The sequence below is a fragment of the Streptantibioticus parmotrematis genome (assembly GCF_019890615.1).
In the GTDB taxonomy this organism is placed as follows: domain Bacteria; phylum Actinomycetota; class Actinomycetes; order Streptomycetales; family Streptomycetaceae; genus Streptantibioticus_D; species Streptantibioticus_D parmotrematis.
In genome coordinates, this window is sequence record NZ_JAINVZ010000012.1 from 158,924 (window position 1) to 185,137 (window position 26,214).

General features: G+C 72.7%; 23 protein-coding genes. 16 read left to right on the forward strand and 7 right to left on the reverse strand.

Features of this window, described 5'->3' with window-relative positions; translation table 11 throughout:
* The first annotated feature begins 140 nt into the window (after window positions 1-140).
* The gene (locus K7472_RS18925; protein WP_222979595.1) at window positions 141-1,568 is read left to right on the forward strand and encodes a hypothetical protein; all 1,428 of its coding nucleotides are present in this window, start codon (window positions 141-143) and stop codon (window positions 1,566-1,568) included.
* A gap of 51 nt (window positions 1,569-1,619) precedes the next feature.
* Here the strand turns inward: K7472_RS18925 and K7472_RS18930 are convergent, their stop codons facing one another.
* Complete coding sequence (locus K7472_RS18930) at window positions 1,620-2,825, reverse strand: FAD-dependent monooxygenase (protein WP_222979597.1); 1,206 nt, start codon at window positions 2,823-2,825, stop codon at window positions 1,620-1,622.
* A 139-nt stretch (window positions 2,826-2,964) separates the two neighbouring features.
* On the opposite strand from K7472_RS18930, the gene K7472_RS18935 reads away from it, so the two are divergent.
* Entirely contained in the window at window positions 2,965-3,651 is a 687-nt protein-coding gene (locus K7472_RS18935; protein WP_308013981.1) for a TetR/AcrR family transcriptional regulator, read from the forward strand.
* A 7-nt stretch (window positions 3,652-3,658) separates the two neighbouring features.
* Here K7472_RS18935 and K7472_RS18940 read toward each other — a convergent pair whose 3' ends face one another.
* The 3 genes from K7472_RS18940 to K7472_RS18950 are packed head-to-tail and all read right to left on the reverse strand — an operon-like array spanning window position 3,659 to window position 5,294.
* Window positions 3,659-4,846, reverse strand: a complete 1,188-nt coding sequence (locus tag K7472_RS18940; protein ID WP_308013982.1) for a methyltransferase domain-containing protein — start codon at window positions 4,844-4,846, stop codon at window positions 3,659-3,661.
* Complete coding sequence (locus K7472_RS18945; protein ID WP_222979601.1) at window positions 4,843-4,980, reverse strand: hypothetical protein; 138 nt, start codon at window positions 4,978-4,980, stop codon at window positions 4,843-4,845. The genes K7472_RS18940 and K7472_RS18945 overlap by 4 nt, the downstream gene beginning before the upstream one ends.
* A complete protein-coding gene (locus K7472_RS18950; protein ID WP_222979603.1) occupies window positions 4,977-5,294 on the reverse strand; it encodes a hypothetical protein in 318 nt (105 codons plus the stop codon). Before K7472_RS18950 ends, K7472_RS18945 begins: the two co-directional genes overlap by 4 nt.
* Before the next feature lie 147 nt (window positions 5,295-5,441).
* On the opposite strand from K7472_RS18950, the gene K7472_RS18955 reads away from it, so the two are divergent.
* The 3 genes from K7472_RS18955 (at window position 5,442) to K7472_RS18965 (ending at window position 7,792) form a co-directional block, all read left to right on the forward strand.
* Window positions 5,442-6,164 (forward strand): GntR family transcriptional regulator, encoded by a 723-nt coding sequence (locus K7472_RS18955; protein WP_222979605.1) that lies wholly within the window; start codon window positions 5,442-5,444, stop codon window positions 6,162-6,164.
* A 168-nt stretch (window positions 6,165-6,332) separates the two neighbouring features.
* Window positions 6,333-6,584 (forward strand): NfeD C-terminal domain-containing protein, encoded by a 252-nt coding sequence (locus K7472_RS18960; protein WP_222979607.1) that lies wholly within the window; start codon window positions 6,333-6,335, stop codon window positions 6,582-6,584.
* 11 nt (window positions 6,585-6,595) lie between these two features.
* Entirely contained in the window at window positions 6,596-7,792 is a 1,197-nt protein-coding gene (locus tag K7472_RS18965) for an SPFH domain-containing protein (protein WP_222979609.1), read from the forward strand.
* A gap of 268 nt (window positions 7,793-8,060) precedes the next feature.
* On the opposite strand, the gene K7472_RS18970 is transcribed toward K7472_RS18965, so the two are convergent.
* The gene (locus tag K7472_RS18970; RefSeq protein WP_308013983.1) at window positions 8,061-9,200 is read right to left on the reverse strand and encodes a methyltransferase domain-containing protein; all 1,140 of its coding nucleotides are present in this window, start codon (window positions 9,198-9,200) and stop codon (window positions 8,061-8,063) included.
* Between the two features lie 320 nt (window positions 9,201-9,520).
* Here K7472_RS18970 and K7472_RS18975 point away from each other — a divergent pair, with 320 nt between their 5' ends.
* Window positions 9,521-9,886, forward strand: a complete 366-nt coding sequence (locus K7472_RS18975) for a hypothetical protein (protein WP_222979611.1) — start codon at window positions 9,521-9,523, stop codon at window positions 9,884-9,886.
* Between the two features lie 27 nt (window positions 9,887-9,913).
* Window positions 9,914-10,444 carry an NUDIX hydrolase gene (locus K7472_RS18980; protein ID WP_222979613.1) on the forward strand — a complete coding sequence of 177 codons (531 nt, stop codon included), beginning with the start codon at window positions 9,914-9,916 and terminating at the stop codon, window positions 10,442-10,444.
* Between the two features lie 127 nt (window positions 10,445-10,571).
* Here K7472_RS18980 and K7472_RS18985 read toward each other — a convergent pair whose 3' ends face one another.
* Window positions 10,572-11,177: a hypothetical protein gene (locus K7472_RS18985; RefSeq protein ID WP_222979615.1), complete on the reverse strand. Its 606-nt coding sequence runs from the start codon at window positions 11,175-11,177 to the stop codon at window positions 10,572-10,574.
* A 306-nt stretch (window positions 11,178-11,483) separates the two neighbouring features.
* On the opposite strand from K7472_RS18985, the gene K7472_RS18990 reads away from it, so the two are divergent.
* The 8 genes from K7472_RS18990 (at window position 11,484) to K7472_RS19025 (ending at window position 21,019) form a co-directional block, all read left to right on the forward strand.
* Window positions 11,484-12,926 carry an efflux RND transporter periplasmic adaptor subunit gene (locus K7472_RS18990; protein WP_222979617.1) on the forward strand — a complete coding sequence of 481 codons (1,443 nt, stop codon included), beginning with the start codon at window positions 11,484-11,486 and terminating at the stop codon, window positions 12,924-12,926.
* Window positions 12,923-13,807, forward strand: coding sequence for an ABC transporter ATP-binding protein (locus K7472_RS18995; protein ID WP_252395847.1), 885 nt, complete (start codon window positions 12,923-12,925; stop codon window positions 13,805-13,807). The genes K7472_RS18990 and K7472_RS18995 overlap by 4 nt, the downstream gene beginning before the upstream one ends.
* Window positions 13,804-15,015: an ABC transporter permease gene (locus tag K7472_RS19000; RefSeq protein WP_222979619.1), complete on the forward strand. Its 1,212-nt coding sequence runs from the start codon at window positions 13,804-13,806 to the stop codon at window positions 15,013-15,015. Before K7472_RS18995 ends, K7472_RS19000 begins: the two co-directional genes overlap by 4 nt.
* A 96-nt stretch (window positions 15,016-15,111) precedes the next feature.
* Window positions 15,112-15,951: a DUF5666 domain-containing protein gene (locus K7472_RS19005; RefSeq protein WP_222979621.1), complete on the forward strand. Its 840-nt coding sequence runs from the start codon at window positions 15,112-15,114 to the stop codon at window positions 15,949-15,951.
* Window positions 15,952-16,054: 103 nt separating this feature from the next.
* Window positions 16,055-16,795, forward strand: a complete 741-nt coding sequence (locus tag K7472_RS19010; RefSeq protein ID WP_222979623.1) for a response regulator transcription factor — start codon at window positions 16,055-16,057, stop codon at window positions 16,793-16,795.
* 4 nt (window positions 16,796-16,799) lie between these two features.
* Window positions 16,800-18,443: a sensor histidine kinase gene (locus tag K7472_RS19015; protein ID WP_308013984.1), complete on the forward strand. Its 1,644-nt coding sequence runs from the start codon at window positions 16,800-16,802 to the stop codon at window positions 18,441-18,443.
* Between the two features lie 266 nt (window positions 18,444-18,709).
* Entirely contained in the window at window positions 18,710-20,350 is a 1,641-nt protein-coding gene (locus tag K7472_RS19020) for a M6 family metallopeptidase (RefSeq protein WP_222979625.1), read from the forward strand.
* Window positions 20,351-20,410: 60 nt separating this feature from the next.
* The gene (locus K7472_RS19025) at window positions 20,411-21,019 is read left to right on the forward strand and encodes an HhH-GPD-type base excision DNA repair protein (RefSeq protein WP_222979633.1); all 609 of its coding nucleotides are present in this window, start codon (window positions 20,411-20,413) and stop codon (window positions 21,017-21,019) included.
* 25 nt (window positions 21,020-21,044) lie between these two features.
* Here K7472_RS19025 and K7472_RS19030 read toward each other — a convergent pair whose 3' ends face one another.
* Window positions 21,045-23,345: a terpene synthase family protein gene (locus K7472_RS19030; RefSeq protein WP_222979704.1), complete on the reverse strand. Its 2,301-nt coding sequence runs from the start codon at window positions 23,343-23,345 to the stop codon at window positions 21,045-21,047.
* A gap of 481 nt (window positions 23,346-23,826) precedes the next feature.
* Between K7472_RS19030 and K7472_RS19035 the strand changes: the two genes are divergently transcribed.
* Complete coding sequence (locus K7472_RS19035) at window positions 23,827-26,142, forward strand: DNA polymerase III subunit gamma and tau (RefSeq protein ID WP_222979635.1); 2,316 nt, start codon at window positions 23,827-23,829, stop codon at window positions 26,140-26,142.
* Window positions 26,143-26,214 lie beyond the last annotated feature (72 nt).

Genomic DNA, 26,214 nt, shown 5'->3' on the forward strand with positions numbered 1-26,214 from the left:
CCGGTCCCGAAACCATGCAGACAAACGTATGTGTGAATCTTTAGTGTTCCCGGCGTACTTGCTGTGAAGGCGGCGCCGGCGGCCGGACTCCCGCCCGGACGCGCCCACACGCTCATTCGCACCTGGGGGGATCAACCCGTATGAGACCGAATCCGGCACGCCGTGCCGCCGCGCTCGGCGTGGCCGTGGCCGCCTCTGCGGCCTGCGCACTGACCGGCGTCACGCCCGCCGCTGCCGCGACCGCTCCGGCCGAGCCCGTGATCACCGTCCACACTCCGCTACCGGTGGCGGTGCCCACGACCTCCTCGGTGGCGTTCCAGCAGGCGGTGCAGCCGTCCCTCGACCTCACCACCACCGCGAGCAGCCTCAACGCCCAGGCGACGCTGACCATCGACGCGCGGAAGGTGGCGAAGATCGCCACCGTCACCTTCTCCGACAACTGCACGGTGCACGACTACGTGGCCAGCTGCTCGGAGATGTTCTTCGAGAGCGGCCTGACGCCCACGATGGGGCTGGGGACCGTCACGCAGATGAGTCTGGGCCCGCGCAAGGGCGTCAAGCCGGGCGCCTCCGCCACCTACACCGTCTCCGGTACGGCGGACACCGCGAAGATCACCGGTGCCACCGGGACGGTGCAGGCAGGCGGCGCGGCGTTCGACGAGACCCAGCCGGCGAACCACACCGGCCTCAAGGTCGGCAGCACGGTCAGCGAGCCCATCCGCTTCACCAACCTCGGCGACCGGCCGGCCACCGCCACCGAGGTGGGCCTCGTCCTCTCGCCGGGGCTGGAGTTCGCCCAGCGGTACTCCAACTGCCATTACTCGGCCGCCTCAGGGCAGGTGTTCGAGGCGGCGCTGTGCACCTTCCCCGGCACCTTCCGTGTCGGTGAGACCGCTGAGCTGGCCGACCAGGTCAAGCTGAAGGTGGAGAGCACCGCGTACTACACCTACCTGGACACCGTCGTCGCTCCGCAAGGCGACCCGTCGCAGAGCTGGCTGACCGGCGGCCGGACCTGGAAGCAGGGCACGGGCAAGGCGCTGGGCCTCAAGGTGATCACCGCGGGGCACACCACCTCGGCGCCGCCCTCCACCGTCCAGCTCGCGGAGGCCGGTTCGCACGGCGACTACCGCATCACCAGCCTCCAGGCGGTCAACACTGCCGACTTCGCGGTCACCGGCGCGAGCGCGAAGGCCGCGCAGGGATCCACGGTCAAGCTGTCGTTCAGCATGGTCGACCACGGTCCGGCCACGATCTACGACCGCAGCGGCGAGGGCTTCGGGGTCAAGGTGACGCCGCCGCCGGGAACGACGATCGTGGGATCGTCCGCCGCCTGCCAGCCGTACACCGAGGGCGACCCGACGGTCACCGCGCACGGACCGTACGAGTGCGGTACGGACTACCTGGTCCCGGCCGGGCACGTCTGGAACTTCTCCCTGACCCTCCGCGTCGACCAGGTCATCACCGGTGCCAAGGGTTCGGTGGCGATGGACTGGAGCCCGCAGGCCGGATGGCGCCCGCCGTTCGACCCGAACCCGAAGGATGACAGCGCGGTGCTGGCTCTCAACTGACCTGCCAGCAGCAGCGATTGAGGCCCGGCCTTGACCGCGGGGGGCCGGGCCTCATGCTGTTCCGTCGAGCCGTGCGGAGAAGGCCGTCGCCGATGGAACCGTGCCCACGTCGTACGTGTAGAGCCAGTCGGTCGCGCGGGCGTGGAAGTGGCGCAGGGCCAGCGGCATGACGAGGTCCTGGACGCGGCGGCGCAGCGGGCCGCCGGACTTCGCGTCGCGGTTGCCGCCTGCCGCCTTGGCCATCCGCAGCAGGCGCGGACGGCGCTCCCGGTCGTACGCGGCCAGCGCCTCGCGCGGGCTGTCCGCGCCGCCACGGGCCAGGGCCCGGGCCAGCACCACCGCGTCCTCGACCGCCATCCCGGCGCCCTGGCCCGCGCCGACGGGGTGCAGCGCGTCGCCGACCAGCACGACCCGGTCGCCGTACCGCACGGGGACGTCGGCGAGGGTGTGCATGGGCGTCGGGCGGTCCACCCGTACCGCGTCCCGCAGGATCGCCGACGCGCGGTCCTCGCCGGCGTACAACTCCCGCAACACTTCCGGTAGTCGGGACCGTGCGGCAGGCGGCTCCGGGGCGGCGACCTGGGCCGACCACCACACCGTGCCGTCCGGCGCGGGCACGTCGAGGAACGCGCCGCGGCGGCCGAACGTCATGGTGAAGACGCCCGGTTCGAGCCCGCCGGGGGCCGACCGCGCGGACCGGGCGCCGGAGATCCCGGAGACGGTGTACAGCCCGCAGTAGCGCGGCCTCGGTGCCCGGCCGTCCAGCGCGCCGCGGGTCACCGACCACAGGCCGTCCGCGCCGACCAGCAGGTCCGCCTCGTCGGTCGTCCCGTCCGCGAAACGAGCCCGCACGCGGTCCGCCTCCTGGTCCAGGCCGGTCAGCCTGCGGCCCGTCCCGATCCGGGCCCCGGCGTGCGACGCCCGCTCGCGCAGCGTCTCGACCAGCCTGCCGCGCATCACGGTGACGCTCGGCGACGGGTCGGACGCCCGCCTGCCGCGCGGGACCTGGCCCAGCACCTTGCCCGAGGCGGAACACAGGCGCAGGTCGGGCACCGGGAAGCCGGCCGCCCGCACGGCGTCGCCGCAGTCGAGGGCGTCCAGCGCGCGCAGGCCGTTGGAGGCCAGGCTGAGGAACGAGCCGACCTCCCCGGCCGCGTCGGCGTACGCCTCGTGGACGGTGACCTCCGCACCGATGCGGCGCAAGGCGATGGCGCAGGTGGTTCCGGCGATCCCGCCGCCGATGACGATCGCTCGCACGACACACTCCCCCGGTCGACACTCACTGAACAATGATTCACTGAACTCTCGTTCAGTTTTGCGGAGTGATAGGAAGACGTCAAGCGGGCGGGACGTCCGGCGGCGAGTGGGGAACGACCAGCGAGAAGGGGAGCGCCCGGTGGGAGTGCGCAAGGAGCGGGCGGCCGGGACCGAGGCGGCGCTCAAGGAGGCGGCGCGTCGGCTCTTCGTGGAGCGCGGCTTCCTCAACACGAAGATCACCGACATCACCCGCGCCGCGGGCCGCTCCACCGGTTCCTTCTACGAGCACTTCACCGGCAAGGACGACCTGCTCCAGGCGCTGATGCGGGACCTGGACGCGCAGGCCGACGAGGCGATCGGCGCCAACGAGCCGCGCCCGCAAGGACATCCGCGCGAGCACGACCTCTCCGACCGCGCCCAACTGCGGGCCCACGTGGCGGTCTTCTGGCAGGTCTACCGCGACCACCTGCCGGTCGTCGTGGCCCTCACGCAGTCCGCGCTGGCCGACCCGCCCGGTTCGGGCCGCGCCTGGCGCGAACTCGTCGAGGAGACCGGCGACTTGCGGGCCCACTTGGAGTACATGCGCGAGCGCGGCCACACCCTGCCGGGTGAACCGCGGCTGGTCGCCGCCGCGATGGGCGCGATGCTGTCGATGTTCGGCTACGCGGCGATGACGGCGGCGGGGGAGGGCGGGCCGGACGCCTCGGACGACGAGATCGTGGACACGTTGACCGCGCTGCTGCACGGGGGGCTGTCGTCCGGGGCGTTCCAGGCGTCCGAGGCGAGCCGTCCCTCCGGCGCGAGCCGTTCCTCCGGCGCGAGTTGAGCGCCGCCTACACCCGCCAGCGTTCCCCCTCCGCGGCGTCCAGCCAGGCCCACTCGCCCTCGCGGGTCACCGTCAGGCCGAAGCGGTCCGGATCCGGGCGGCCTGCCGCGTCCCACCACTGCCAGGCCGCCGCCACCTCGTCCCACAGCCTGCGCGGGCCCGACTGGTGGACGGTGGCCTCCTTCGCGCCGCCCCTGAACAGCACCGCCGCCCAGGAACGGTCGCCGTCCAGGCCGTACCACCACACGCTGTGGTCCCCGTCCCGTTCGTCCGCCGCCCACGCGCACCGCGGTACCCGCAGTCCCGCCGCGAACGCGAACGCCCCGAAGCGGTCGGCGAATCCGTCGTCCGCGGTGAGCGTCGTCGTGGTGGCCGTCGCGCCGCCGGGGAAGCCGTCCGGCAGGTACGCCGCGTGCGGCGGCCGCGTCGTGCGCTGGCTGCGCGCCTTCATGAACTCCACCGCCCGCCGGAAACGCCCGCTCGCGGAGCGGCCGTCGGGCGCGACGGTGAGCACGACGACCGTGTCGCGGTTGGCGTAGGCCGTCCCCCACGGTGCGACGACCAGCCCGCCGGGCGCGGTCTGCTCGATCCACGCGTACGGGATGCGGCGCATGCCGCAGGTCGCGATGGTGCGGTCGTAGGGGGCGGCGGCGGGGTGGCCCAACAGGCCGTCGGCGGTGAGGACTTGGGGGGTCAGGTCGAGGGAGCGCAGGGCGGTGCGGGCGCGGTCCGCCACGGCGGCGTCCACTTCTACGCTCGTCACGCCACGGCCGCCCAGGCGGTACGCCATCAGGCCCGCCGTCCAGCCCGTCCCTGTGCCGATCTCCAGCACCCGCATGCCGTCGGCCGGCGCGAGGTCGTCCAGCATCCGGAAGACGACGGAGGGCATGGACGACGACGAGGTGGCGACCCTTCCCGGCGCCGGTCCTTCGTGCGCGCCGTCGTCCCACTGCGTGGTGATCGGCACGTCGCGGTCGGCGTGGGCGTACCAGGCGTCCGGGTCGGCGCGCCGGTCCACCGTGGTGCTGGCGCCGGTCGCCATGTCGTACGGCCACATCACGTCGGGCAGGAACGCGGCCCGGTCGACCGCCTCGAAGGCGGGCACCCACTCCTGGCCCAGGGCGCCCGAGGCGCGCAGGGCGCGGCCCAGCTCCTGCCGGGTGGGCCGCGCTCGCGCCGTGTCGCGCAGGGTCACTTGCGGTGCTTCCCGTCCCCCTCGGGGCTGCCGCCGTCCGGGCTCGGCGGTTCCTGCGGGGGCTGCCAGGGCTGGCCGGGGAGGCTGTCGCCGCCGTCGCCGCCGTCCGCGTGCGGCCGGATCTCGATCCTCATGGCGTTCCCTCCTGGGGCTGGGACGGGTGGTCGTGGCTGTCGTCGTGATCGTCTTGGTCGTCGTGATCGTCTTCGTTGCCGGTGCGCGTGATCTCCGCCCACGCCACCGCCGTGTCCGTCGTGCGCGCGTGTCCGTAGCGGTCGGCGCGACGCAGGGCGTCGACCAGGGCGGTGTGCAGCGGCTCCGGGATCTCGTCGGGGACGTCGACCTCGACCCGGATGGCGTCCGGGGTCGAGGTGGTGCATGCCTCGGTGCCGGTCGCGGCCGCCAGCAGTGCGGCGACCTCGCGGGCGCGGGCTTCGGGTGAACGCACGCATGTCCCCAGGTGAGACGGTCGGTGATCACGCATCGTAATGCTGCTTAAGCAGCTTGTACCTGATGCAGTAGCTTTGTCAACGGAGCAAAGGCACCCAAGAGCGCACCAACCGGTAGACGGCACACGGCAGTCGGGAGACGGCGGATGGCACGCGAGGCCCCCTACCTCGAAGTCGCCGAGGCCCTGCGCGCCCGGGTCAGGGGCGGGGAGTGGGCCACCGGCGAACGCCTGCCGTCACGCGCCCGCCTCGCCGAGGAGTACGGCGTCGGACGGAACGTGACGCAGCGCGCGGTCGACCTGCTCATCGTCGAAGGCCTGCTGGAGGGCCGGGCGGGCTCCGGCACGTACGTGCGCGAACCGCGCGAGCGCCACCGGATGGTGCGGACCCGCGGCGAGGGCGGCCCGGGCCCCGGCGCGGCCTGGGAGGTGCACAGCGACGCGCGCGTCCCGGCCCCGGCGGACATCGCGCGCAGGCTCAAGGTCGCGGAGGGCGACCCGTGCGTACGGACGCGCTACGAGTTCGTCGCCGACCACCAGCCGGTGCACCTGTCGGTGAGCTGGGAGCCGATGGGGCTCACCGGCGCCACGCCCATCGTGCTGCCGGAACTCGGCCCGATGAAGGGCAAGGGCGTGGTGGCGCGGATGCGCAGCATCGGCGTGGAGATCGCCCGGGCGGTGGAGATCCCCCGCCCCGCGCGGGCCACCGCGACGGAGGCCGCGTTGCTCGGCATCACCCCCGGTGACCTGTTGCTGCACATCGAGCGCACGTACTACGCGACGGACGGCCGCCCGGTGGAGACGGCCGACATCACGGTGCCGGACCTGCGGCTGGAGATCGCGTACGAGATCGGTCTCGGGCACGGCTGAGGCGGCGTGCCGCACGGCGTCCGGCGCTGCCGTTCCGTACCTCGCCCCGGGGACCGTTCCGTACCGCGACGCAACGGCGCTCGACTCGTGACCCCGTCGCCATGGGCGGCGGACGCGCGTAGCGCTAAGGTCGAATCCAGGACCAGGAACGATGGGGGATGGCCGTCGATGGCGTCGGACGAGGCTGTGGTCGGTTGCGCGGGGGTGCTGCTCGTCGGCACCCGCGGGGCCGCCGGGCCCGGTGAGGTGCTGGTGCGGGTCCGGGGCGGATCGGAGGCGTTCCTCGCCTGGTCCGCGGAGCCGCTGCCCAAGGGAGCGAACGTCCTGGTGGTCGAGTCCCGGGGCACCCGCCAGGTCGACGTCATCGAATGGGCCGATCCGTTGGACGCGTTGGCCGGTGACACCGGCGACGCTGGTTGAGGAGACGAAGGATGTTCGGTTACCGCGTTCCCGCCCCTGACGAGGCGATGCTGATCTCGGGGGGCAGGCGGGGCCAGGGGGGTGCTCCGTTCCGGGTGGTGACGGGGCACGGCAAGTTCGTCCTCCCCGTGTTCCGCAAGGTCCGCTTCCTCACCCTCGCGATGTGCGAGGCGGAGGTCTCCGAGAAGTGCGTGACCAAGCAGGGCATCGCGCTGACGGTGAAGGCCGTGATCGCGTTCAAGGTCGGCAACGACAACGAGAGCATCGTCAACGCCGGTCAGCGCTTCCTGTCCGACCAGGACCAGATGTCGATCCTGACCGGCCGCATCTTCGCGGGTCACCTGCGCGCGATCATCGGCTCGATGACGGTCGAGGAGATCGTCACCGAACGGCAGAAGCTCGCCACCGAGGTGCTGGAGACGTCCAAGTCGGAGATGGCCAAGATCGGCCTGATCGTGGACTCGTTGCAGATCCAGTCCATCGACGACGGCGCCACCGGCTACATCGACGCGATGTCCGCCCCGCACAAGGCGGCCATCCAGCGGCAGGCGCAGATCGCGCAGGCGCAGGCCACCCAGCAGTCGGTGGAGGCGCAGCAGGAGGCGGCCCGCAACCAGGCCGAGTACGCCCGGCAGACCGCGATCGTGCAGGCGCAGTACAACGCCGAGGTCGACCGCGCGCAGGCGCAGGCCGCCCAGGCGGGACCGCTGGCGCAGGCGCACGCCCAGCAGGAGGTGCTGGCGGCGCAGACCGAACTGGCCGAGCGCGCGGCCCAGTTGCGGCAGCAGGAGCTGGTGGCCGAGGTGGTCAAGCCCGCGCAGGCGGAGGCCGAGCGCATCCGGGTGCTGGCGATGGCCGAGGCGGAGCGGATGAAGATCCAGGCGGAGGCCGCCGCCTCGCACGACCGCGTGGCGCTCGACCGCATGCTGATCGACCAGCTGCCGCAGATCGTCAAGGAGGCGTCGGCGGGCCTGGCCGGCGCGAACGTCAACGTCCTCAACGGCGCGGACGGCCTGGGCGAGATCGCGGCGGGCCTGGTCGGCCAGGGCCTGACGATCCTGGACTCCGTCCGCCGCAACCTCAGCGGCGCGGACGGCGCCTCGTCCTCCCCGGCCCCTGGCGCGCAACTCCAGCGCTACCTGGGCACGGCCAAGACCCGCCCGGAGGACGGCGGTTCCGACGACGACGGCCCGGTGAACATCCGCTGACGCGCTGACTCGACCCCGTCCGAAGGCCCCCGCCACGTCCGCGTGCGTGATGGGGGCCTTCGGCTTGGGCGAACGTGTGACGCCCGTCAGGCGCTCGACGCGGCGCCGATCGGCCGGGCGCCTGAGACGTCGGCCCCGTGATCGCGCTCCTCGTCGCCCCGGATGCCTTGCCCCGTGAATCGCTTGTCACGCCCTTGTCGGCGACAAGGGATTGTCAACTCTGGGTTGTTGCCGGAGACAAGGGTGTGACAAGTGATCGCCGGAGCGGTCAGACGGTCCAGGCGTCGGCGGCGTCCCCGAGCCAGGCCGACTGGCCGTCGGGGGTGACGGTGAGTCCGAAGTGATGCGGCTCCGGAGAGCCCTCCCGTTCCCACCAGTCGAGGACGCCCAGCACCTCGTCCCACAGACGACGCGACCCCGACTGCCGTACCAGCGGCGCGCCCTCCTCCGGAAACTCCGCCAGGGTCCAGGACGTCGAGTCCATGTCGAAGAGCCAGACGCGGTGCCCGTTGACGACTTGGGCGCAGCGTGGCATCCGCAGCCCGCACGCGAACCGCTGCGCGAGGCCTGCCAGTTCACCAAGCGTGGCGTCGGTCCCGCGGACGGCGGGAATCGACTCGTAGTGGTCCGGGACGTGGCCGGAGAACCGTTCCCAGTCGAGACGCTGGCCGCGCAGCGTCATGAACTCGACCGCCCGCAGGAACGGACCCGACGCCGTGCCGTCCTCGCTCACCGTCAGGCGGACCAGGGCCTCCTGGTTGCTGTAGTGGGTGCCCCAGGGAGCGAGGACGACCCCGCCGGGCCGGGTCTGCTCCACCCACGCGTACGGCACGCGCCGCACGCCCGCTGTGGCGATCACGCGGTCGAACGGGGCGCGGTCGCGGTGTCCCGCCGCACCGTCGCCGCAGATCACTTCCGGCCGCCATCCGGCCCTGCCCAGCGCGGTGCGCGCGGTGGCGGCCACCTGGGCGTCGACCTCGACGGTGACGACGTTCGCGTCGCCGAGACGGGCACACAGGAGCCCGGCGTTCCAGCCCGTCCCGGTGCCGATCTCCAGTACGCGCGCGCCGTCCACGACGTCGAGGTCCCGGAGCATGCTCAGCACCACGGAGGGCATGGACGCCGAACTGGTGGCGAGTTTCCCGGCCGCAGGCCCGGTGTGCCGGCCGTCGTCCCATTGCGTGACGATCGGAGCGTCGCGGTGGGCGGCACGAGTCCAGGCCGCCAAGTCGGCGCGTCGGTCGTGGAGTTCGGTTGCCTGCGTCTCTATGTCCCAGACCCACATCCGTTCGGGCAGGAACGCCGCACGCGGCACGGCGGCGAAGGGCACGGCCCAGTCCGACGTCATGTCACCGCGATCGAGGAGGTACCGCCCCAGCTGCTCGCCGGGGCGGTCGGTGTCGGTCACTTGCGGTGCTTCCCATCGCCCTGTGGGCTGCCACCGTCCGGCGACGGAGGCTGCGGAGTCCACGGTTGCCCGGGCAACTTGTCCTTCTCCTCGTCACCTAGCGCGACCGCGCTGCCGGTGTGCGTGTGGTTGATCGCTTCGATTCGCATTCTTTCCCCTTCGGTTTCGATCTGTCGGTGAGGTGGTTACGCGGTGATTGGCGCGCGGTTCAGCCGTGCACGCTGCACCAACGGGGTCCGCCCTGGGCTGGCCGGAGTGCGGCAGGGCCAACTGGAGCCGGGCATAACCTCGCTGAGTACACCGTGACGAGAGAGGCCGACATGTCGCAGAGCGAGGGTGCACGACTGTTCCGGGAGGCCTGGGTCGAGGGGGCGCGGCGGCACTTTCCCGGTGAGCCGAAGGCCGGCTACGTGACTCCGTGGGACGACACCCCGCAGTGGGAACGGGAGGCGGCGGGGGCCGTTTACGAGCAGGTGCGTCAGCTTGTCGAGACCAGTGACGCCAAGACAGATCGGCTGTCCCGCGAGCAGAAGAGCCGCTTCGTCGCCACCTGCTGGACCGCGCAGATGTTCAAGCACTTCGACGACCCGAAGCCGGGCTATGTGGCGGACTGGCCGGATCTTCCGCTGTGGCAGCGGGAGACCGACGCGGACATCTTCGAGACCATCGAGAAGTCGGTGCGCTGACGGTCCGAGGCGAGAGGCGGCAGCGCAGTGCAGTGGACGAATCTGGGTGAGCACACCGTGTACGAGAACCCGTGGCTGCGGGTGAATCTCGCTGATGTGGAACTGCCGGACGGCCGCCATCTGGACCACTACGTCATCCGGCAGCGGCCCGTGGCCCTGGCGACCGTCGTCAACGAGGCCGACGAGGTCCTCCTGTTGTGGCGGCATCGCTTCATCACTGATACGTGGAGCTACGAGCTGGCCGCCGGAGTGGTCGAGGACGGGGAGGAGCCGGCGGAGGCCGCTGCGCGGGAGATGCTGGAGGAGACGGGCTGGCGGCCGGGGCCGTTGCGGCAGCTGATGATGGTCGAGCCGCAGCACGGGCTGACCGACGCCCGCCACCACGTCTTCTGGGCCCAGGACGCCGAGTACGTCGGCGAGCCGGAGGACGCCTTCGAGTCCGAGCGTCGGGAGTGGGTGCCGCTCAAGGACGTGCCGGACCTGGTGGTTCGCGGCGTGATCCGTTCGGCCAACGCCGTCGCGGCTCTGCTGATGCTTCACCACATCCGGAGCGGCTGACGGCGGCACGCCTCGCTGCCGCCCCTCGCGAATCGCTTGTCACCCCCTTGTCAGTGACAACGAATTGTCAACCTGAGGTTGTTGTCGGAGACAAGGGGGTGACAACCAATCCGCGAGGGGCGGACGGTTACGCCGACGGGGTCGCGGCGGCTGTGGGGTTGTTGGAGGGCCGCTGGGGGAGCAGGGGCTTGCAGGTCTTGTAGGCCGCGGCCGTCTTCGGGTCCGAGGTGTTCAGGCCTCGCATGCCGCCGCCCATCGTGCCGGGGGAGGCGGACGGGAGGTTGACGCCGTGGTCCTTCAGGCACCCCGTGAAGGCCTTGAACGCCGTCGCGTAGGCGCTGTTGCCGTTGCCGCCCGCGCCGCCCCTGAACTGCGGACGCAGACTCGCGCACGCCTGCGCGGCCTTCTGCATCGCCGGGTTCGCCGACGCCCCGCCGCCGAACCCGAAACCGCCGCCCCCGCCGCCGTGGCGGAAGCCACCGCTCGGCCGCGCGCTCGGGCGGCCCGACGGGCGGGTGATCTTGACGCCGTGCTGCGACAGGCACTGCGTGTACGCGGCCATCTGCTGCCGCCCGCCCGCTGAGGACGAGGACGAGGATGATGACGCCGACGCGTTCGACGACGCGGAGGGGGACGAGGACGACGAGCACGCGGTCAGCAGCAGCGCGCCCGAGGCGATGACGGCTACGGACGCGGCGGCCCGCAGCGCCGTCGGGGTGGTCCGGGTCGTCATGGGCGCGGTCTCCTCGCGGGTTCGAGAACGGTTCGAGAACGGTACGGATGGCGTGACGCGCCCGCTTCCGGGTACGCACGCCATCACCGACGCACGACTGAACCGCACCGGCATGGAGGACCCCTGGGAACGACCCGGGAGTTTCCTGGGAGCGGCGCCCGGCTGGTGCCCATGCGTTGAGCATGATTGCGGACGGTTCGCACCGTTCTGTCGCCGCTGAAGCGACCCGTCGGCGGCCTCCCACTGTCAGCGAACTCCCAGATCGCTCCCAGGGGTTCACTGGAGCGGGCGGTCAGGATGCGCGGCATGAAGGTGCTCCCACGGCGGCGCAGGGCCGTCCTGATGAACTCGGTGCTCGGCGTGGTGCTCCTCGCTGCCGCCGCCGGTTCCTACGCGGCGGTGAACAGCGGCAGCGGCGGTTCCGCGCACACGAGCACGCGTACCGCGACCGTTGCCAAGGGGACGGTGCTGGCCACGGTCTCCGGCTCCGGATCGCTGACGTCGCCCACCGACGCGGGGGTCGACTTCACCACGGGCGGCACGCTCACCGAGGTCGACGTCAAGCCAGGCGACAAGGTCACCAAGGGCGAGACGCTCGCCAAGGTCGACCCGACCTCCGCGAACGAGACGCTCAGCGAGGACGAGGCCAACCTCACCGCGGCCCAGGCCAATCTGACCAAGGTCGAGGAGGGGGAGAGCAGCACCACCACCTCCGGCTCCGGGTCCGGCGGCTCCGGGTCCGGCGGCTCCGGGTCCGGTTCTGGCGGGTCCGGTGGATCGAACGGCGGCGGGGCCCGCGATTCCTCGTACATCACGAGCGGCACCACGACCGCCACCGCCACCGACGCCGCGTTGACCACCACCGTCGACCCCGCGCAGCTCGCGCAGGCCGAGGCGAGCGTGACCCAGGCGCAGGACGCGGTGGACGCCGCGCAGCGCGCCGTGGACGGCACCGTGCTCACCGCCCCGGTCGGCGGCACCGTCGCCTCGGTGGGCGGCAAGGTCGGCGACACGGTGTCGGGCTCCAGCAGCGGAAGCGGCGCGAGCGGGAGCGGGAGCGGCAGCGGCAGCACCGGAAGCAGCGGCTCGTCCTCCAGCTCCTCGTCCACCCCCTCCGGCTTCGTGGTCATCACCAACCCCACCGGCATGGAGGTCACCGCGGACTTCTCCGAGACCGACGCGCTCAAGGTCGAGCCCGGCCAGGCGGCCACCGTCAGCCTCAACGCGGAGTCCGGCACCACCCTCAACGCGAAGGTGGTGTCGGTCAGTTCGCTCCCGGTCAGCAGCGGCTCCGGCTCCAGCGGCGGCGGGGGTGGCGGCAGCAGCTCCGGCAGCGCCGTCCAGTACGCGGCCACCCTGGCCATCACCAGCTCCACCGCGAACCTGCGCACCGGCCTGAGCGCGACCATCCAGGTGGTCACCGGCGAGGCGTCCGGCGCCCTGTACGTGCCGACCGCCGCGGTCAGCGGCACCGGCACCGACCGGACCGTGACCGTCGTCAAGGCGGACGGCTCCACGCAGCGGGTCAACGTCACCGTAGGCGTCGAGGGCGACACCGACGACCAGATCACCAGCGGCCTGACGCAGGGCGAGAAGGTGCAGATCGCCTCGGTCGCCTCGACCGGCGGCAACGGCTTCCCCAGCGGCTCGTTCCCCGGTGGCCTGGGCGGCGGCAGCCGTGGCGGCTTCGGCGGTGGCACCGGGCGCGCCGGCGGCGGGTTCCGGTCCGGTGGCGGGGGCCGCGGATGATCGGGTCCCTGCGGCAGCGCCGCCGGGGCGCGGATGCGGACGCGAACGCGATGCCCGACCCCGACTCCCTTGGCGGGCAAGGCCCTTGGGGCCCTCCGCCGGTCATCGAGGTGCGCGCGCTGCGCAAGGTGTACGGGCACGGCGAGGCCGCCGTCCACGCGCTCAAGGGCCCGGACGACCCGGAGGGCGGCGAGCCGCTCGGTGTCGAACTGACCGTGGAGCAGGGCGACTTCGTCGCGGTGATGGGAAGTTCCGGCTCGGGCAAGTCGACGCTGATGAACATCCTCGGCTGCCTCGACGTGCCCACCCACGGCCGCTACCTGCTGGACGGCATCGACGTAGGCGGCCTGGACGAGCACCAGTTGTCGCTGGTGCGCAACCGTAAGATCGGCTTCGTCTTCCAGTCGTTCAACCTGATCCCGCGCACCCCCGCGCTCGACCAGGTCGAACTGCCGCTGGCGTACGCCGGGGTGAAGTCCGCGGAACGCAGGCGGCGGGCCGAGGCCGCGCTGACCCTGGTGGGCCTCGGCGACCGGATGGACCACCGGCCCAACGAGCTGTCCGGCGGCCAGCAGCAGCGTGTGGCGGTCGCCCGCGCGCTGGTCACCGCGCCCGCGATGCTGCTGGCCGACGAGCCGACCGGCAACCTCGACAGCCACAGCACCGAGGAGGTGCTGGCCATCATCGACCGGCTCAACGCGTCGGGGCGCACGGTCGTGCTGATCACCCACGAGGACGAGGTGGCCCGGCACGCCAAGCGGGTGCTGCGGCTGGTCGACGGCCGTGTCGTGGACGACGTACGGCAGGCGCCGGTGGACGGACCACCGCCCGCGCTGCGTGATCCCGCCGCCTTCGCGGCGGCCCCGGGAGGCGGGCGATGAATCCGTTGCAGACGCTGCGGTTCGCCGTGGCGGGCCTGGCGGCGAACAAGGTGCGGTCCGCGCTGACCATGCTCGGCGTGCTCATCGGTGTCGCCGCGGTCATCCTGCTGCTGGCGGTGGGCAACGGCTCGTCGCAGGCGGTCAAGGACTCCATCGAGAAGCTGGGCACGAACTCGCTGACCGTCACCTCGGGGAGTGGCTTCGGGAGCGAGTCCTCCGCGACCACCGTCAAGCCGCTGACCGTGGACGACGCCAAGGCGCTGGCCGACCCGAAGCAGGCGCCGGACGTGGAGTCGGTCGCGCCCGAGGTCACCACGTCGCAGACCGCGATCTACCAGGGCACCTCGCACACCGTCAGCCAGGTCGTCGGCACGTACCCGGCGTACTTCGAGGCGTCCAACAGCAAGGTCGCCAAGGGCGATTACTTCAGCGACGACGACGTGCTCAACTCCCGCAAGGTCGCGGTGATCGGCTCGACCACGGCCACCGACGTGTTCGGCACCGTGAACCCGGTCGGCAAGCAGATGGTGCTCGGTGGCACGCCGTTCACCGTGGTCGGCGTGCTTCAGACCAAGGGCGGCACCGGGTTCCAGGACCCGGACGACGTGGTGATCGCGCCGTTGCCGACCGTGCAGAACGCGTTCACCGGCTTCGGTTCGCTCAACCAGATCCTGGTCGAGGCGAAGTCGTCCTCCGCGACGACCGCCGCGCAGAACGAGATCACCACGGTGCTGATGGGCCAGCACGACATCACCGACCCGACCGCGCTGGACTTCCAGGTCAGCAACCAGGCGTCGCTGCTGACCACGCAGGCGTCCACCAACCAGACGTTCACCGTGCTGCTGGGCGCGGTCGCCGCGATCTCGCTGCTGGTCGGCGGCATCGGCATCACCAACATCATGCTGGTCACCGTCGCCGAACGGACCCGTGAGATCGGCATCCGCAAGGCGATCGGCGCGCCCAAGGGCGTCATCCTCGGGCAGTTCCTCGCCGAGTCGACGCTGCTGTCGCTGATCGGCGGCGGACTGGGCGTGGCCGTGGGCCTGCTCGGCTCCCGCTTCAAGATCGTGGGCATCACGCCGGTGGTCATCCCGGAGTCGGTGGTCGGCGCGTTCGCCATCGCCGTCGCGATCGGGCTGTTCTTCGGCAGCTACCCGGCCAAGCGGGCGGCGAGCCTGCGGCCGATCGAGGCGCTGCGACACGAGTAGCCCAGGCCGCCCGCCCCGACGCCGCCCGCCCCCGACCACCACCACTCCCCATCCCTTCCCCACGACTCGACTCCCGTACGGACAGGAGAACCGGACATGGCCCGACGCCGCACCGATCTCGTGAAGGCGGACGCCCACCACCCGGCGCCGTCCGACACCTTGCTCGACGAACCCAGGGACGAATCCAGAGACGAACGCGGGGGCGACCCCAGGGACGAACGCGGGGACGAGCCCACCGCCGTGCTCGCCACGATGGACGACGCGGGCGTGGTCGCCGCCGCCGTCGAGCCGGTCACCGACCCGGAGGCGGTCCTCGCCGAGCCGCCGGACGCCCGCGACATCTCCGCCGAACTGGCCGCGCCGCCGCGCCGCAAACTGCCGTGGCTGACGCTGGCGCTGTCCGGCGCGGTGGTCGCCGCGCTGGCGTTCGCGGGCGGCGCGCTGGTGGAGAAGAACAACCTCAACGGTTCCGGGCACGCGGGCGGCACGTTCGCCGCCGGAGCGCGCGGAGCGGCGGGCACCGGCACCGGGTCGGGCACAGGCGCCTCCGGTGCGGCGGGCCGCTTCGGCGGGAGCGGTGCCTCCGCGGGCGCGGGCCGAAGCGGCTCCGGCTCCGGCATGACCATGGGCACGGTGAAGCTGGTAGACGGCAGCACGATCTACGTGACCGACGCCCAGGGCGACATCGTGAAGGTCACCACCGGCAAGTCCACCCAGGTCACCGAGGCGAAGCCGGGCAAGGCGTCCGACCTCCAGCCCGGCCAGACGGTCACCGTGCGCGGCACGCAGGACTCCTCCGGCGACATCGCGGCGACGACGGTCACCGAGGGTGCGAGCACCGGCTTCGGCGGAGGCGGGTTCGGCGGCGGCGGTGGCGGCGGCTTCGGCGGTGGCGGCACGGGTGCCGGGGCCTCCGGTGGCGGCGGCAACGGCTGACGCGACGTCTCAGGGATTCCAAAGATTGCGGGCGTACCGTGCGCTCGCCCGTACCGACCGCGCGCGACCCACGCCCGCAACCTCCCCAGGGGCCGCAACGACCATGGACGCATCCGCACCCGAGGCCAGCCTGCTGGTCGTGGACGACGAGCCCAACATCAGGGAACTGCTCTCCGCCTCCCTGCGCTTCGCCGGCTTCAAGGTCGCCTCGGCCGCCTCGGGGAACGAGGCGCTGGCCGCGGTCGCCAAGGAGCGGCCCGACCTGGTCGTGCTGGACGTGATGCTGCCGGACATGGACGGCTTCGCGGTGGTGCGGCGGCTGCGCGAGGAGTCCGGCGCGTACGGCAGGAGCGCGGCGGCGGCCCGCGACCGGCTTCCGGTGATCTTCCTGACCGCCAAGGACGGTGTGGAGGACAAGGTCTCCGGGCTGACCGCGGGCGGCGACGACTACGTCACCAAGCCGTTCAGCCTGGAGGAACTGATCGCCCGCATCCGGGCCATCCTGCGCCGCACCGGCGGGCCGGAGGAGGACGGCACGCTGGTCGTCGGCGACCTGGAACTGGACCCGGTGGGCCACCAGGTGCTGCGCGGCGGGCGGCCGGTGTCGCTGTCGCCGACCGAGTTCAAGCTGCTGGAGTACCTGATGGCCAACGCGGGCCGGGTGATGTCCAAGCCGCAGATCCTCGACCACGTGTGGGCCTACGACTTCGGCGGCGACCTGAGCATCGTCGAGTCGTACATCTCCTACCTGCGCCGCAAGGTCGACTCCGGCGAGGGCGGCGCGCCCAAGCTCATCCACACCGTGCGCGGCATCGGCTACGTGCTGCGCAAGCCGCAGGGCTGACGTGGTGACGGCGTCGTCCGCGCGGGCGCCCCGGCCGGCGGGGGTGCTCGGGCCGCTGGGCCGCAGAACGGGCCGGCTGCTCGCGTCGCTGCGGCCGTCCGCGCTGTCGTTGCGCTCCCGGCTGGTGCTGCTGGCACTGGCGCTGGCCGCGCTGGGCCTGACGGTCAGCGACACGGTGGTGCTGGGGTCCGTGCAGGGCAAGCTGGTGCAACGCGTCGACCAGCAACTGGAGCGCTTCGGACGGCCGTTGGCGCGTCGGCTCACCGTCGAGGGCGTGCCGGAACCGAGGGTGCACGGCGACGGCGGACGTGCCTGGCTGCCCAGCCAGTACGTGGTCGCCTTCGCCGCGTCGAACGGCACCATCGCCGACCAACTGCGCGACCCGGTCGCCGCCGGGGACCCGCGCCCGCTGTGGCCCACGATGAACGCGGCGCAGCTCAAGGCCCACATGGACACGCCGTTCGACGTGCCGAGCGACCACGGCGGCGGCAGCTGGCGGGTGCTGATCCTGCCGGTGGACACAGGCCCGGTACCGGGCGGCGGCACGGGCGGCACGGTCGGCGACACGGGCGGGCCGGGCACCGTGGGGGCCGCCGCGGCGCAGGAGCCGACCGCGCTGCCCGCCGGGGTCGTCGTGGCGTCCTCGCTGGACGACGTGACGACGACGACCTCGCGGCTGCACACCGCGTTCCTGCTGATCGGCGCGGTCGTCGTGGCGCTGCTGGGGATCGCGGGCTGGTTCGCGGTACGGGCGGGGCTCGGGCCGCTGCGCAGGATCGAGGCGACGGCCGCCGAGATCGCCGCCGGGCGCCCGCTGTCGCACCGGATGCCCGAGGCCTCCCCGCGCACTGAGGCCGGACGCCTGTCCAGCGCCCTGAACGGGATGCTGGCGCAGATCGAGTCCGCGTTCGCCGCCCGCGCCGAGTCCGAGGACCGGATGCGGCGGTTCGTCGCCGACGCCAGCCACGAACTGCGCACGCCGCTCGCCGGGATCCGCGGCTTCGCCGAGCTGTACCGCATGGGCGCGCTCAGCGAGGAGGCCGACGTCAAGCGCACGATGGCCCGTATCGAGAGCGAGGCGGTGCGGATGGGCGGGCTGGTCGAGGACCTGCTGACGCTGGCCCGGATGGACGAGCAGCGCCCCCTGCAACTGGCCCCGATGGACCTGCGCACCCTGGCCGCCGACGCGTTGCACGACACGACCGCGCTGGACGCCACCCGCCCGGTCGCCCTGACCGGCCCCGGCGGCGACGGCACCCCGCCCGGCCCGGCCCTCGTGCTGGGCGACGAGGCACGGCTGCGGCAGGTGGTCGCCAACCTGGTCGGCAACGCCGTCGCGCACACCCCGAAGGGGACGCCGGTGCGGATCGGGGTGGGCACGGTGGACGGCCGCGGGGTGATCGAGGTGGCCGACGAGGGGCCGGGGCTGACGCCGCACCAGGCGGACCGGGTCTTCGAGCGCTTCTACCGGGTCGACGCCTCCCGCAGCCGGCAGGAGGGCGGCGGCGCGGGCCTGGGCCTCGCCATCGTCACCGCGCTGGTCACCGCCCACCAGGGCCGGGTGGACCTGGAGACCGCCCCGGGCAGCGGCGCGGTCTTCCGGGTGAGCCTCCCGCTCGCCGCGACGGACCCGGCGACGACGGCGTAACGCGGGACGTGGCACCGACGGCGTGGGGCGGGACGTGGCACCGACGGCGTAGGCGGGGCCCGGCCGACCGCGTCCGGCCCGGCTGCCCGGCCCGGGCCCCGGCGGCCGAACCTGTGGGTGGGCGGCGAAGCGTTGTCCCGTCGGCAGATTGTCATGTACGTTTCATCCGCTTGTCGACGCGGGGCAGCCCACCCCACGTTCTACGCGCGAAGAATGCGCTTCGCACCCGCACCGCCACCTACCACCCCACACGGAAGGTATGACGGATGCCAGGACCCATCAGACCCACGGCCCGCCCCGCCCGACCGGCCCGGCGCTCCCGGCGCGTCGTCGGCGCGCTGGCCGCCGTGGCCGTGGCCGCCGCCTGCGCGGCCGTGCAGCAGGCCGACGCGGCGACCCCGCGTACCAGCCTCGCGGCACAGGCGGCGTCGACCGCCCACCCGGACGGCACGGCCGCCAGGCCCGCCGCGTCCAGCGGCACGCGCCGCGTGCTGTTCGACGACACCAAGGCGGAGACGGCCGGCAACGCCGACTGGATCATCAGCACCAGCCAGCCGGACCCGACGGCCCAGAACCCCGATCCCACCAAGGAGACGGACTGGACCGGCGCGATCTCCGCCTGGGGCGTCGCCCTCCAGCAGACCGGCGACTACTCGCTCGACACCCTGCCGTCCGGCGACAGCATCACCTACGGCACCTCCGGCGCGCTGGACCTGAAGAACTTCGACGCCTTCGTCCTGCCCGAGCCCAACATCCTGCTCACCTCGGCGGAGAAGACCGCGCTGATGGAGTTCGTCCAGAACGGCGGCGGGCTCTTCCTGATCTCCGACCACAACGGCAGCGACCGCAACAACGACGGCGCCGACTCGCCGAAGATCATCAACGACCTGATGACCAACAACAGCGTCGACTCCTCCGACCCGTTCGGGTTCTCCGTCGACCTGCTCGACATCAGCTCCGACAGCCCCAAGGCGATCAGCGACCCCAGCGACCCGGTGCTCAACGGGCCGTTCGGCACGGTGACCGGCTCGTCCATCAACGACGGCACCACCTTCACCCTCAAGCCGTCCGACAACTCCTCGGTCAAGGGCCTGGTCTACCGCACCGGTTACAGCGGTGACACCGGCGCGTTCTTCGTCACCTCCACCTTCGGCTCCGGCCGGGTGGCGATCTGGGGCGACAGCTCGACCATCGACGACGGCACCGGCCAGTCCGGCAAGACGCTCTACAACGGGTGGAACACCGCCAGCAACGCCGACCTGGCCCTGAACGCCACCGCCTGGCTCTCCGGCGCGACCGGCGGCGGCGGGACGACGACCGGCGGCACCTCGACCGGCGGCACGACCACGGGCGGCACGACGGGCGGTTCCACGACCGGGGGAACGACCACGGGCGGGACCACGACGGGCGGGACCACGACCGGCGGCGGGGGCACGTGCTCCTCCGGTCAGCTGCTCGCCAACCCCGGCTTCGAGTCCGGCAACACGGGCTGGACGGCCACCAGCGGCGTCATCAGCACCAGCAGCAAGGAGCCCGCGCACTCCGGTTCCTACAAGGCTTGGCTCAACGGCTACGGCGACGCCAACACCGCCACCCTCGCGCAGACGGTCACCATCCCGTCCGGCTGCTCGGCGAGCCTGTCCTTCTGGCTGCACGTCGACACCGCGGAGACCACCTCCTCGACGGCGTACGACACCCTCAAGGCCCAGGTGCTGAGCAGCTCCGGCACGGTGCTGGGCACCCTCGCCACGTACTCCAACCTGAACGCGGCGAGCGGTTACACCCAGCGCACGTTCGACCTGAGCGGCTACGCGGGCCAGACGGTCACGGTGAAGTTCACCGGCACCGAGGACGCCCAGAAGCAGACCTCGTTCGTCATCGACGACACCGCGCTGAACGTCGGCTGACCGCCACGCCGACCACCGCAGCGGCTGCGGCGGGGCCCCGGCGAGGGGATCATCGGCGGTATGAACCACACGATCCACCTCGCCCAGGACCCCGCCGCGGACGCGCTGCTCGGCCGCAGCCCGCTGGCGGCGCTCACCGGCATGCTGCTGGACCAGCAGGTGCCGATGGAGTGGGCGTTCTCCGGCCCGTACACCATCGCCCGGCGGCTCGGCGACGACGACCTGGACGCGCACCGCATCGCCGCCGAGGACCCCGAGGCGTTCGCCGCCCTGCTCTCCGCCAAGCCCGCGGTGCACCGCTACCCGGGGTCGATGGCCAAGCGCGTGCAGCAGCTGTGCCAGTACCTCGTCGAGCACTACGACGGCGACGCGGCCGCCGTCTGGCGCGACGTCCCCTCCGGCAAGGACCTGCTCGCCAGGCTCAACGCCCTGCCCGGCTTCGGCAAGCAGAAGGCGCAGATCTTCCTGGCGTTGCTGGGCAAGCAGTACGGCGTGACCCCGCCCGGCTGGCGCGAGGCGGCCGGACCCTACGGCGAACAGGGCTCGCACCGCTCCGCCGCCGACATCACCGGCCCCGAGTCGCTCGCCAAGGTGCGCGCCTTCAAGCAGGAGGCCAAGCGCGCGGCCAAGGCGGCGAAGTCGGCGAAGCAGGCCGAGCAAACCGAGTAGGCCGAGTAGGCGCGGCGGGGCGGTCTCAGCCGCGTATGGCCGAAGCCGGGACGTCCCGTGGGGCCGACTCCGGCAGGAGACGTGAGGCGGATGCCGGGACGAGGTGTACGGCGGACGTGCCCAGGCCCTTCGGGACGCCCACCGGATCGGTCGGGGCGAGCAGCCCCAGCAGGTCCTCCTCGCGGTAACGCACGCACCCCCGGTGCCAGTTGAGGATGCCGGAGAGCCAGTTCTCCAGCTCGCGCACATAGCCGTCGAGGACCCCGCGCATCTGTGTGTCCAGCCCGAAGTCCTCGTACAGCACCGGCAGTTCGTGCCGGGCGACGTGCTGGAACTGCCGCATGCGCTCCTTCATCAGGTCGTCGACGATGGCGAGCGCGGTCGGGTAGTCGCAGTCGAAGAAGTCCTGCACGACCAGGACGCCGTTGTGCACCTCGCCCTCGAACTCGATCTCCTTCTGGTACGAGAAGACGTCGTTGAGCAGGCACGCGTAGTCGGCGGCGGCGTTCTCCAGCGACCGCATCGGGCCGCTGCGATAGACCTCGGGCGGCACCCGCCTGCCGTGTGCCAGCCGGCACAGGCTCATCGTCAGGTCCGAGCCGAACGTCTTGCGGCGCATCTCGATGTAGTCCACCGGGTCGGGGACGCGGCCCAGCGTCTGGTTGTGCAACTCCCACAGCCAGCTGTCGAGCATGTCCTCGACGGCCGTGCGGAACGCCTGCCGCGCGTCCGGCTCCATCGGGCCCGCGGTGCGCGACCACAGGTCGGCCAGTCCGCGTTCCAGCGCGTTCAGCGGGACCGGCGTCGCCGGGGAGTCCAGCGGCATGAACTCCCGCAGCCGGTCGGTGCAGACCTTGGCCCCGGCGAAGTCCCGGGTGCGGCCGAAGACCACCGGGTAGTAGTCGTCGCCGTAGGTGCCCCACGCCAACCAGTGCGAGGACAGGTCGAGTTCCTCCGGTGAGGCGTCCGGGTGGATGCCCGCGGCGCACAGCGGCAGGTCGATGTCGGCGCACCGGCGCGCGTCCCACACGTGCGAGTGCGGCACCCCGGGCTGCGGTCCCAGCATCCCCATCCGCTCGCACCACTCCACCGTGCGGCGCCGCGACGTCTCCAGGTGCGGGCTCAGGGTGAGCGGGAACGGCATGTCGAAGTCCGGCAGCAGCGACGGCCCGACGCGCTGGTGCGGCACGTGGCTGAACCGCCGCACCCGCGCGGCCTCGATCCGGCGCCCGGTGGTCAGCCCCAGGTCCGCCGCGCTCGTGCCCAACCCCACCGGCAGGAACGGGAAGCCGTTCCCCGGCAGCGGTGGGCCGCCGCCCGATCCGGCGGGCGTGGCCGACGACGCCGAGAACCCGGACGCTGCGGTGCCGTCGGTGCCGTTCATGTAGCGGCTGGAGCGCATGTGCCACTCGTGGCCGCCCGACTGCCAGTCCTGGAGCCCCTTGACGTAGGCCAGCACCGCGGCGCACTCCGCCGGGTCGAGGGCGAACTCGGCGAAGAGCGGGCCGAGTTCGGTCAGGGTGGTGTTCTCGAACTGGTGCAGCCGCGAGGTGAGCAGGTCGTTGACCGCCTCGGCGGACTCCTGCGTGGAGCAGCCGAGGAACTTCTCCAGCACCAGCACGCCGTTGCTCAACTCGCCCTCGTCCTCCACCTCGCGCTGGTAGGAGAACAGGTCGTTGCGCAGGTGGACCCCGTCGGAGAAGGTGTCGCGCAGCACCAGCAGCGGACGGGAGCGGGCCACCCGGGCGGGCACCTCGGCCGTCGCGTGCTCGATGAGGCCGGCCGACCAGGGCGCGCCGCCGACCTTGCGGCGCATCTCGATGTACTCGACCGGGTTGGCGATCCGGTCGGCGTTGATGTTGGACAGTTCCCACAGGGACTCGTTGAGCAGGTTCTCGGTGCTCTCGGCGAACCGGGCCCGCCAGTCCAGCGACATGTCGGGCACGGTGCGGGTCCACAGGTCGGCGAGGCCCGCCTCCACCGGGTTGGCCGGCTCCGGCATCCCGGCCGACAGGTCCATGGGCATGAAGGCGGGCAGCCGGTCGAGGTAGCGCTTGCCGCCCTCGCGGTCCTGGGGGCGCTTGAAGACCTCGAGGAAGTGGTCGTCGAAGAAGAAGACCCACACGTACCAGTCGGTGACCAGGGCGAGTTCGGCGGCCGAGCAGTCGGGATGGGTGTACGCGCACAGCAGCGCGTAGTCGTGCGCGTCGAGGTCGCGCTCCTCCCAGACGCCGGAGCCCTCCAGCATGCCCATGCCGCGCGCCCACTCCTTGGTGTGGCGGCGGGCCTCCTCCAGGTGCGGGTTCAGGCGGGCCGGGTACGGCATGTAGAACCTGGGGAGCTGGAACGGCTGCCCCTTCGGCGCCCGCCCCTCCTCCGCTACCGCTCGCGAGGCGTCCGGTGCCGACGGCCGCGGCACCGCCACCGATGGCTCGGGGAGCCTGTCGGTTCTGCGCAGCGCCGGGTGGTCCGCCGGATGCTCACCGGCCGACCGCCACGGCGCGGGCGGTTCCGACCGCTCCAGCTGCTCGGGCTGCTGCGTGTGCGGCGTGCGCTGTGTCGTACTCATCTCGGCCCCCCGGCCATGTCCGTTGCCCTGCCATCGTGTCGCTCCGGCCCCCCGGCCGCTCGCTTCACCCGCCAGCTACCCCTGGTCACGGATGCTTACTCCGTGTCGCCAATCGTCATACAAACAACCACTCGTTGGAGTGAGGACGTGATGTCCGGACCGCAGCGCGCGGCCGGGCGGGGCGAGTGGCCGCCTCGGGCGGCGCCGGTTGTCGGTGGGCCCCGATATCGTCGTAAGCGTGTCTCTCGCTCTGTACCGCCGCTACCGTCCCGAGTCCTTCGCCGAGGTCATCGGGCAGGAGCACGTCACCGACCCGTTGTCGCAGGCGCTGCGCAACAACCGGGTCAACCACGCGTACCTGTTCAGCGGTCCGCGCGGCTGCGGCAAGACGACCAGCGCGCGGATCCTCGCCCGGTGCCTGAACTGCGAGCAGGGGCCGACGCCGACGCCGTGCGGCGAGTGCCGTTCCTGCCGCGACCTGGCGCGCAACGGGCCGGGCTCGATCGACGTCATCGAGATCGACGCCGCGTCGCACGGCGGCGTGGACGACGCGCGCGACCTGCGGGAGAAGGCCTTCTTCGGGCCCGCCTCCAGCCGGTACAAGATCTACATCATCGACGAGGCCCACATGGTCACCTCGGCGGGCTTCAACGCCCTGCTGAAGGTGGTCGAGGAGCCCCCGGAGCACCTGAAGTTCATCTTCGCGACCACCGAGCCGGAGAAGGTCATCGGCACGATCCGGTCGCGCACCCACCACTACCCGTTCCGCCTGGTCCCGCCGGGCACGCTCCGCGACTACCTGGCCGAGGTCTGCGGCCGGGAGGACATCGCGGTCGAGAACGGCGTGTACCCGCTGGTGGTCCGGGCCGGCGCGGGCTCGGTCCGTGACTCGATGTCGGTGATGGACCAGCTGCTCGCGGGCGCGGGCGAGTCCGGCGTGACGTACGCGATGGCCACCGCGCTGCTCGGCTACACCGACGCCGCGCTGCTGGACGACGTGGTGGACGCCTTCGCGGCGGGCGACGGCGCGGCGGCCTTCGAGATCGTCGACCGCGTCATCGAGGGCGGCCACGACCCGCGCCGGTTCGTCGCCGACCTGCTGGAGAGGCTGCGCGACCTGGTCATCCTGGCCGCCGTCCCGGACGCGGGCGAGAAGGGGCTGATAGACGCACCGGCCGACGTGGTCGAGCGGATGGCGGCGCAGGCCTCGGTCTTCGGCGCCGCCGAGCTGAGCCGTGCGGCGGACCTGGTCAATACCGGGCTGACCGAGATGCGCGGAGCCACCTCCCCGCGCCTCCAGCTGGAGCTGATCTGCGCCCGCGTGCTGCTGCCCGCCGCCTACGACGACGAACGCGCCGTCGCCGCCCGGCTGGACCGGCTGGAGCGGCAGGCGCTCGCGGGGGGACTCGCGGCGCCCGCGGGTTATGCGCCCCAGCCGGACGGCGGCGTGCAGGTGACCGGTGCGGTGGACGGCTCCGCGGTGGCCCGGGCGGCGGTGCGGCCCGGGCAGGGCGGTCCGGGCCAGGCGCCCGCGCCCACCACGCCTCTGGCCCCCGCCCCGGCCCCGGCCCCTGCCGCGCCCGCGGCTCCGGCTCCGGTGCCCGACCCCCCGGCCGCGCCTTCTGCTCCGGCTCCGGCGTCCCCCGCCCAGGCGGCTCCGGCGACCGGTGACGCACCGGCCGCTCCCGCCGCCCGGGTCCCCGGGGCCTGGCCGACCGCCGCGCGGCCCGGGTCCGGGGGAGCCCCGCCCGCGCCGGGGGCCTGGCCCACCGCCGCCCCGCCGCAGTCGTCCCCGGCGGCCCCTGCTCCCGCGGCGCCCGCGCAGGCCCCCGCCCCCGCACCGGCCGCGCCTTCGCAGGCGCCCGCTCCGAGCGGTTCCGGTTCCGGTTCCGGTTCCAAGGCTGTCGCGGGCGATCCGTCCCGGGTGCGCCAGATGTGGCCCGACATCCTTGAGGCGGTCAAGAACCGCCGCCGCTTCACCTGGATCCTGCTGAGCCAGAACGCGCAGGTCGTCGGCTTCGACGGGACGACGCTCCAGCTCGGGTTCGCCAACCCGGGTGCCCGCGACAGCTTCGTCAGCGGCGGCAGCGAGGACGTCCTGCGTCAGGCGGTCAACGACCTGCTGCACGTCGAGTGGAAGATCGAGGCGCTGGTCGACCCGTCCGGTGGCGGGGGAGGGGGAGCGCAGGGCGGTTTCGGCCCGCCCGGGTCCTCCGGGCCGCAGGGCGGCGGCTTCCCCGGTCCGTCCCGTCCGTCCGCCGGAGCGCCGTCCGGCGCGGCCCCGTCCGCCCCCTTCGCGCCCCCGGCGCATTCTGGCCAGGGCGGTCCAGGCGGGCAGGCCCGTGGACCGCAGCAGCCGCAGCAGCCGTCGTCCGGGCCCGAGCCGTCGCGCGGCGCCGCGCCGTCCGCGCCGGAGCCGCCCCCGGTCGTCTCGGTCGAGGACGACATCCCGGAGGACGACGACCCCGACCTCGACGACACCGCGCTCACCGGCCACGACCTGATCGTCCGCGAGCTCGGCGCCACGGTGATCGAGGAGATCGTCAACGAGTGACCCCCGGGCCGGTCAACGTGATCAGCGGCCACGTAATCAGTCGGTAAGGGAAAGTTGGCGAAGGGATGACCC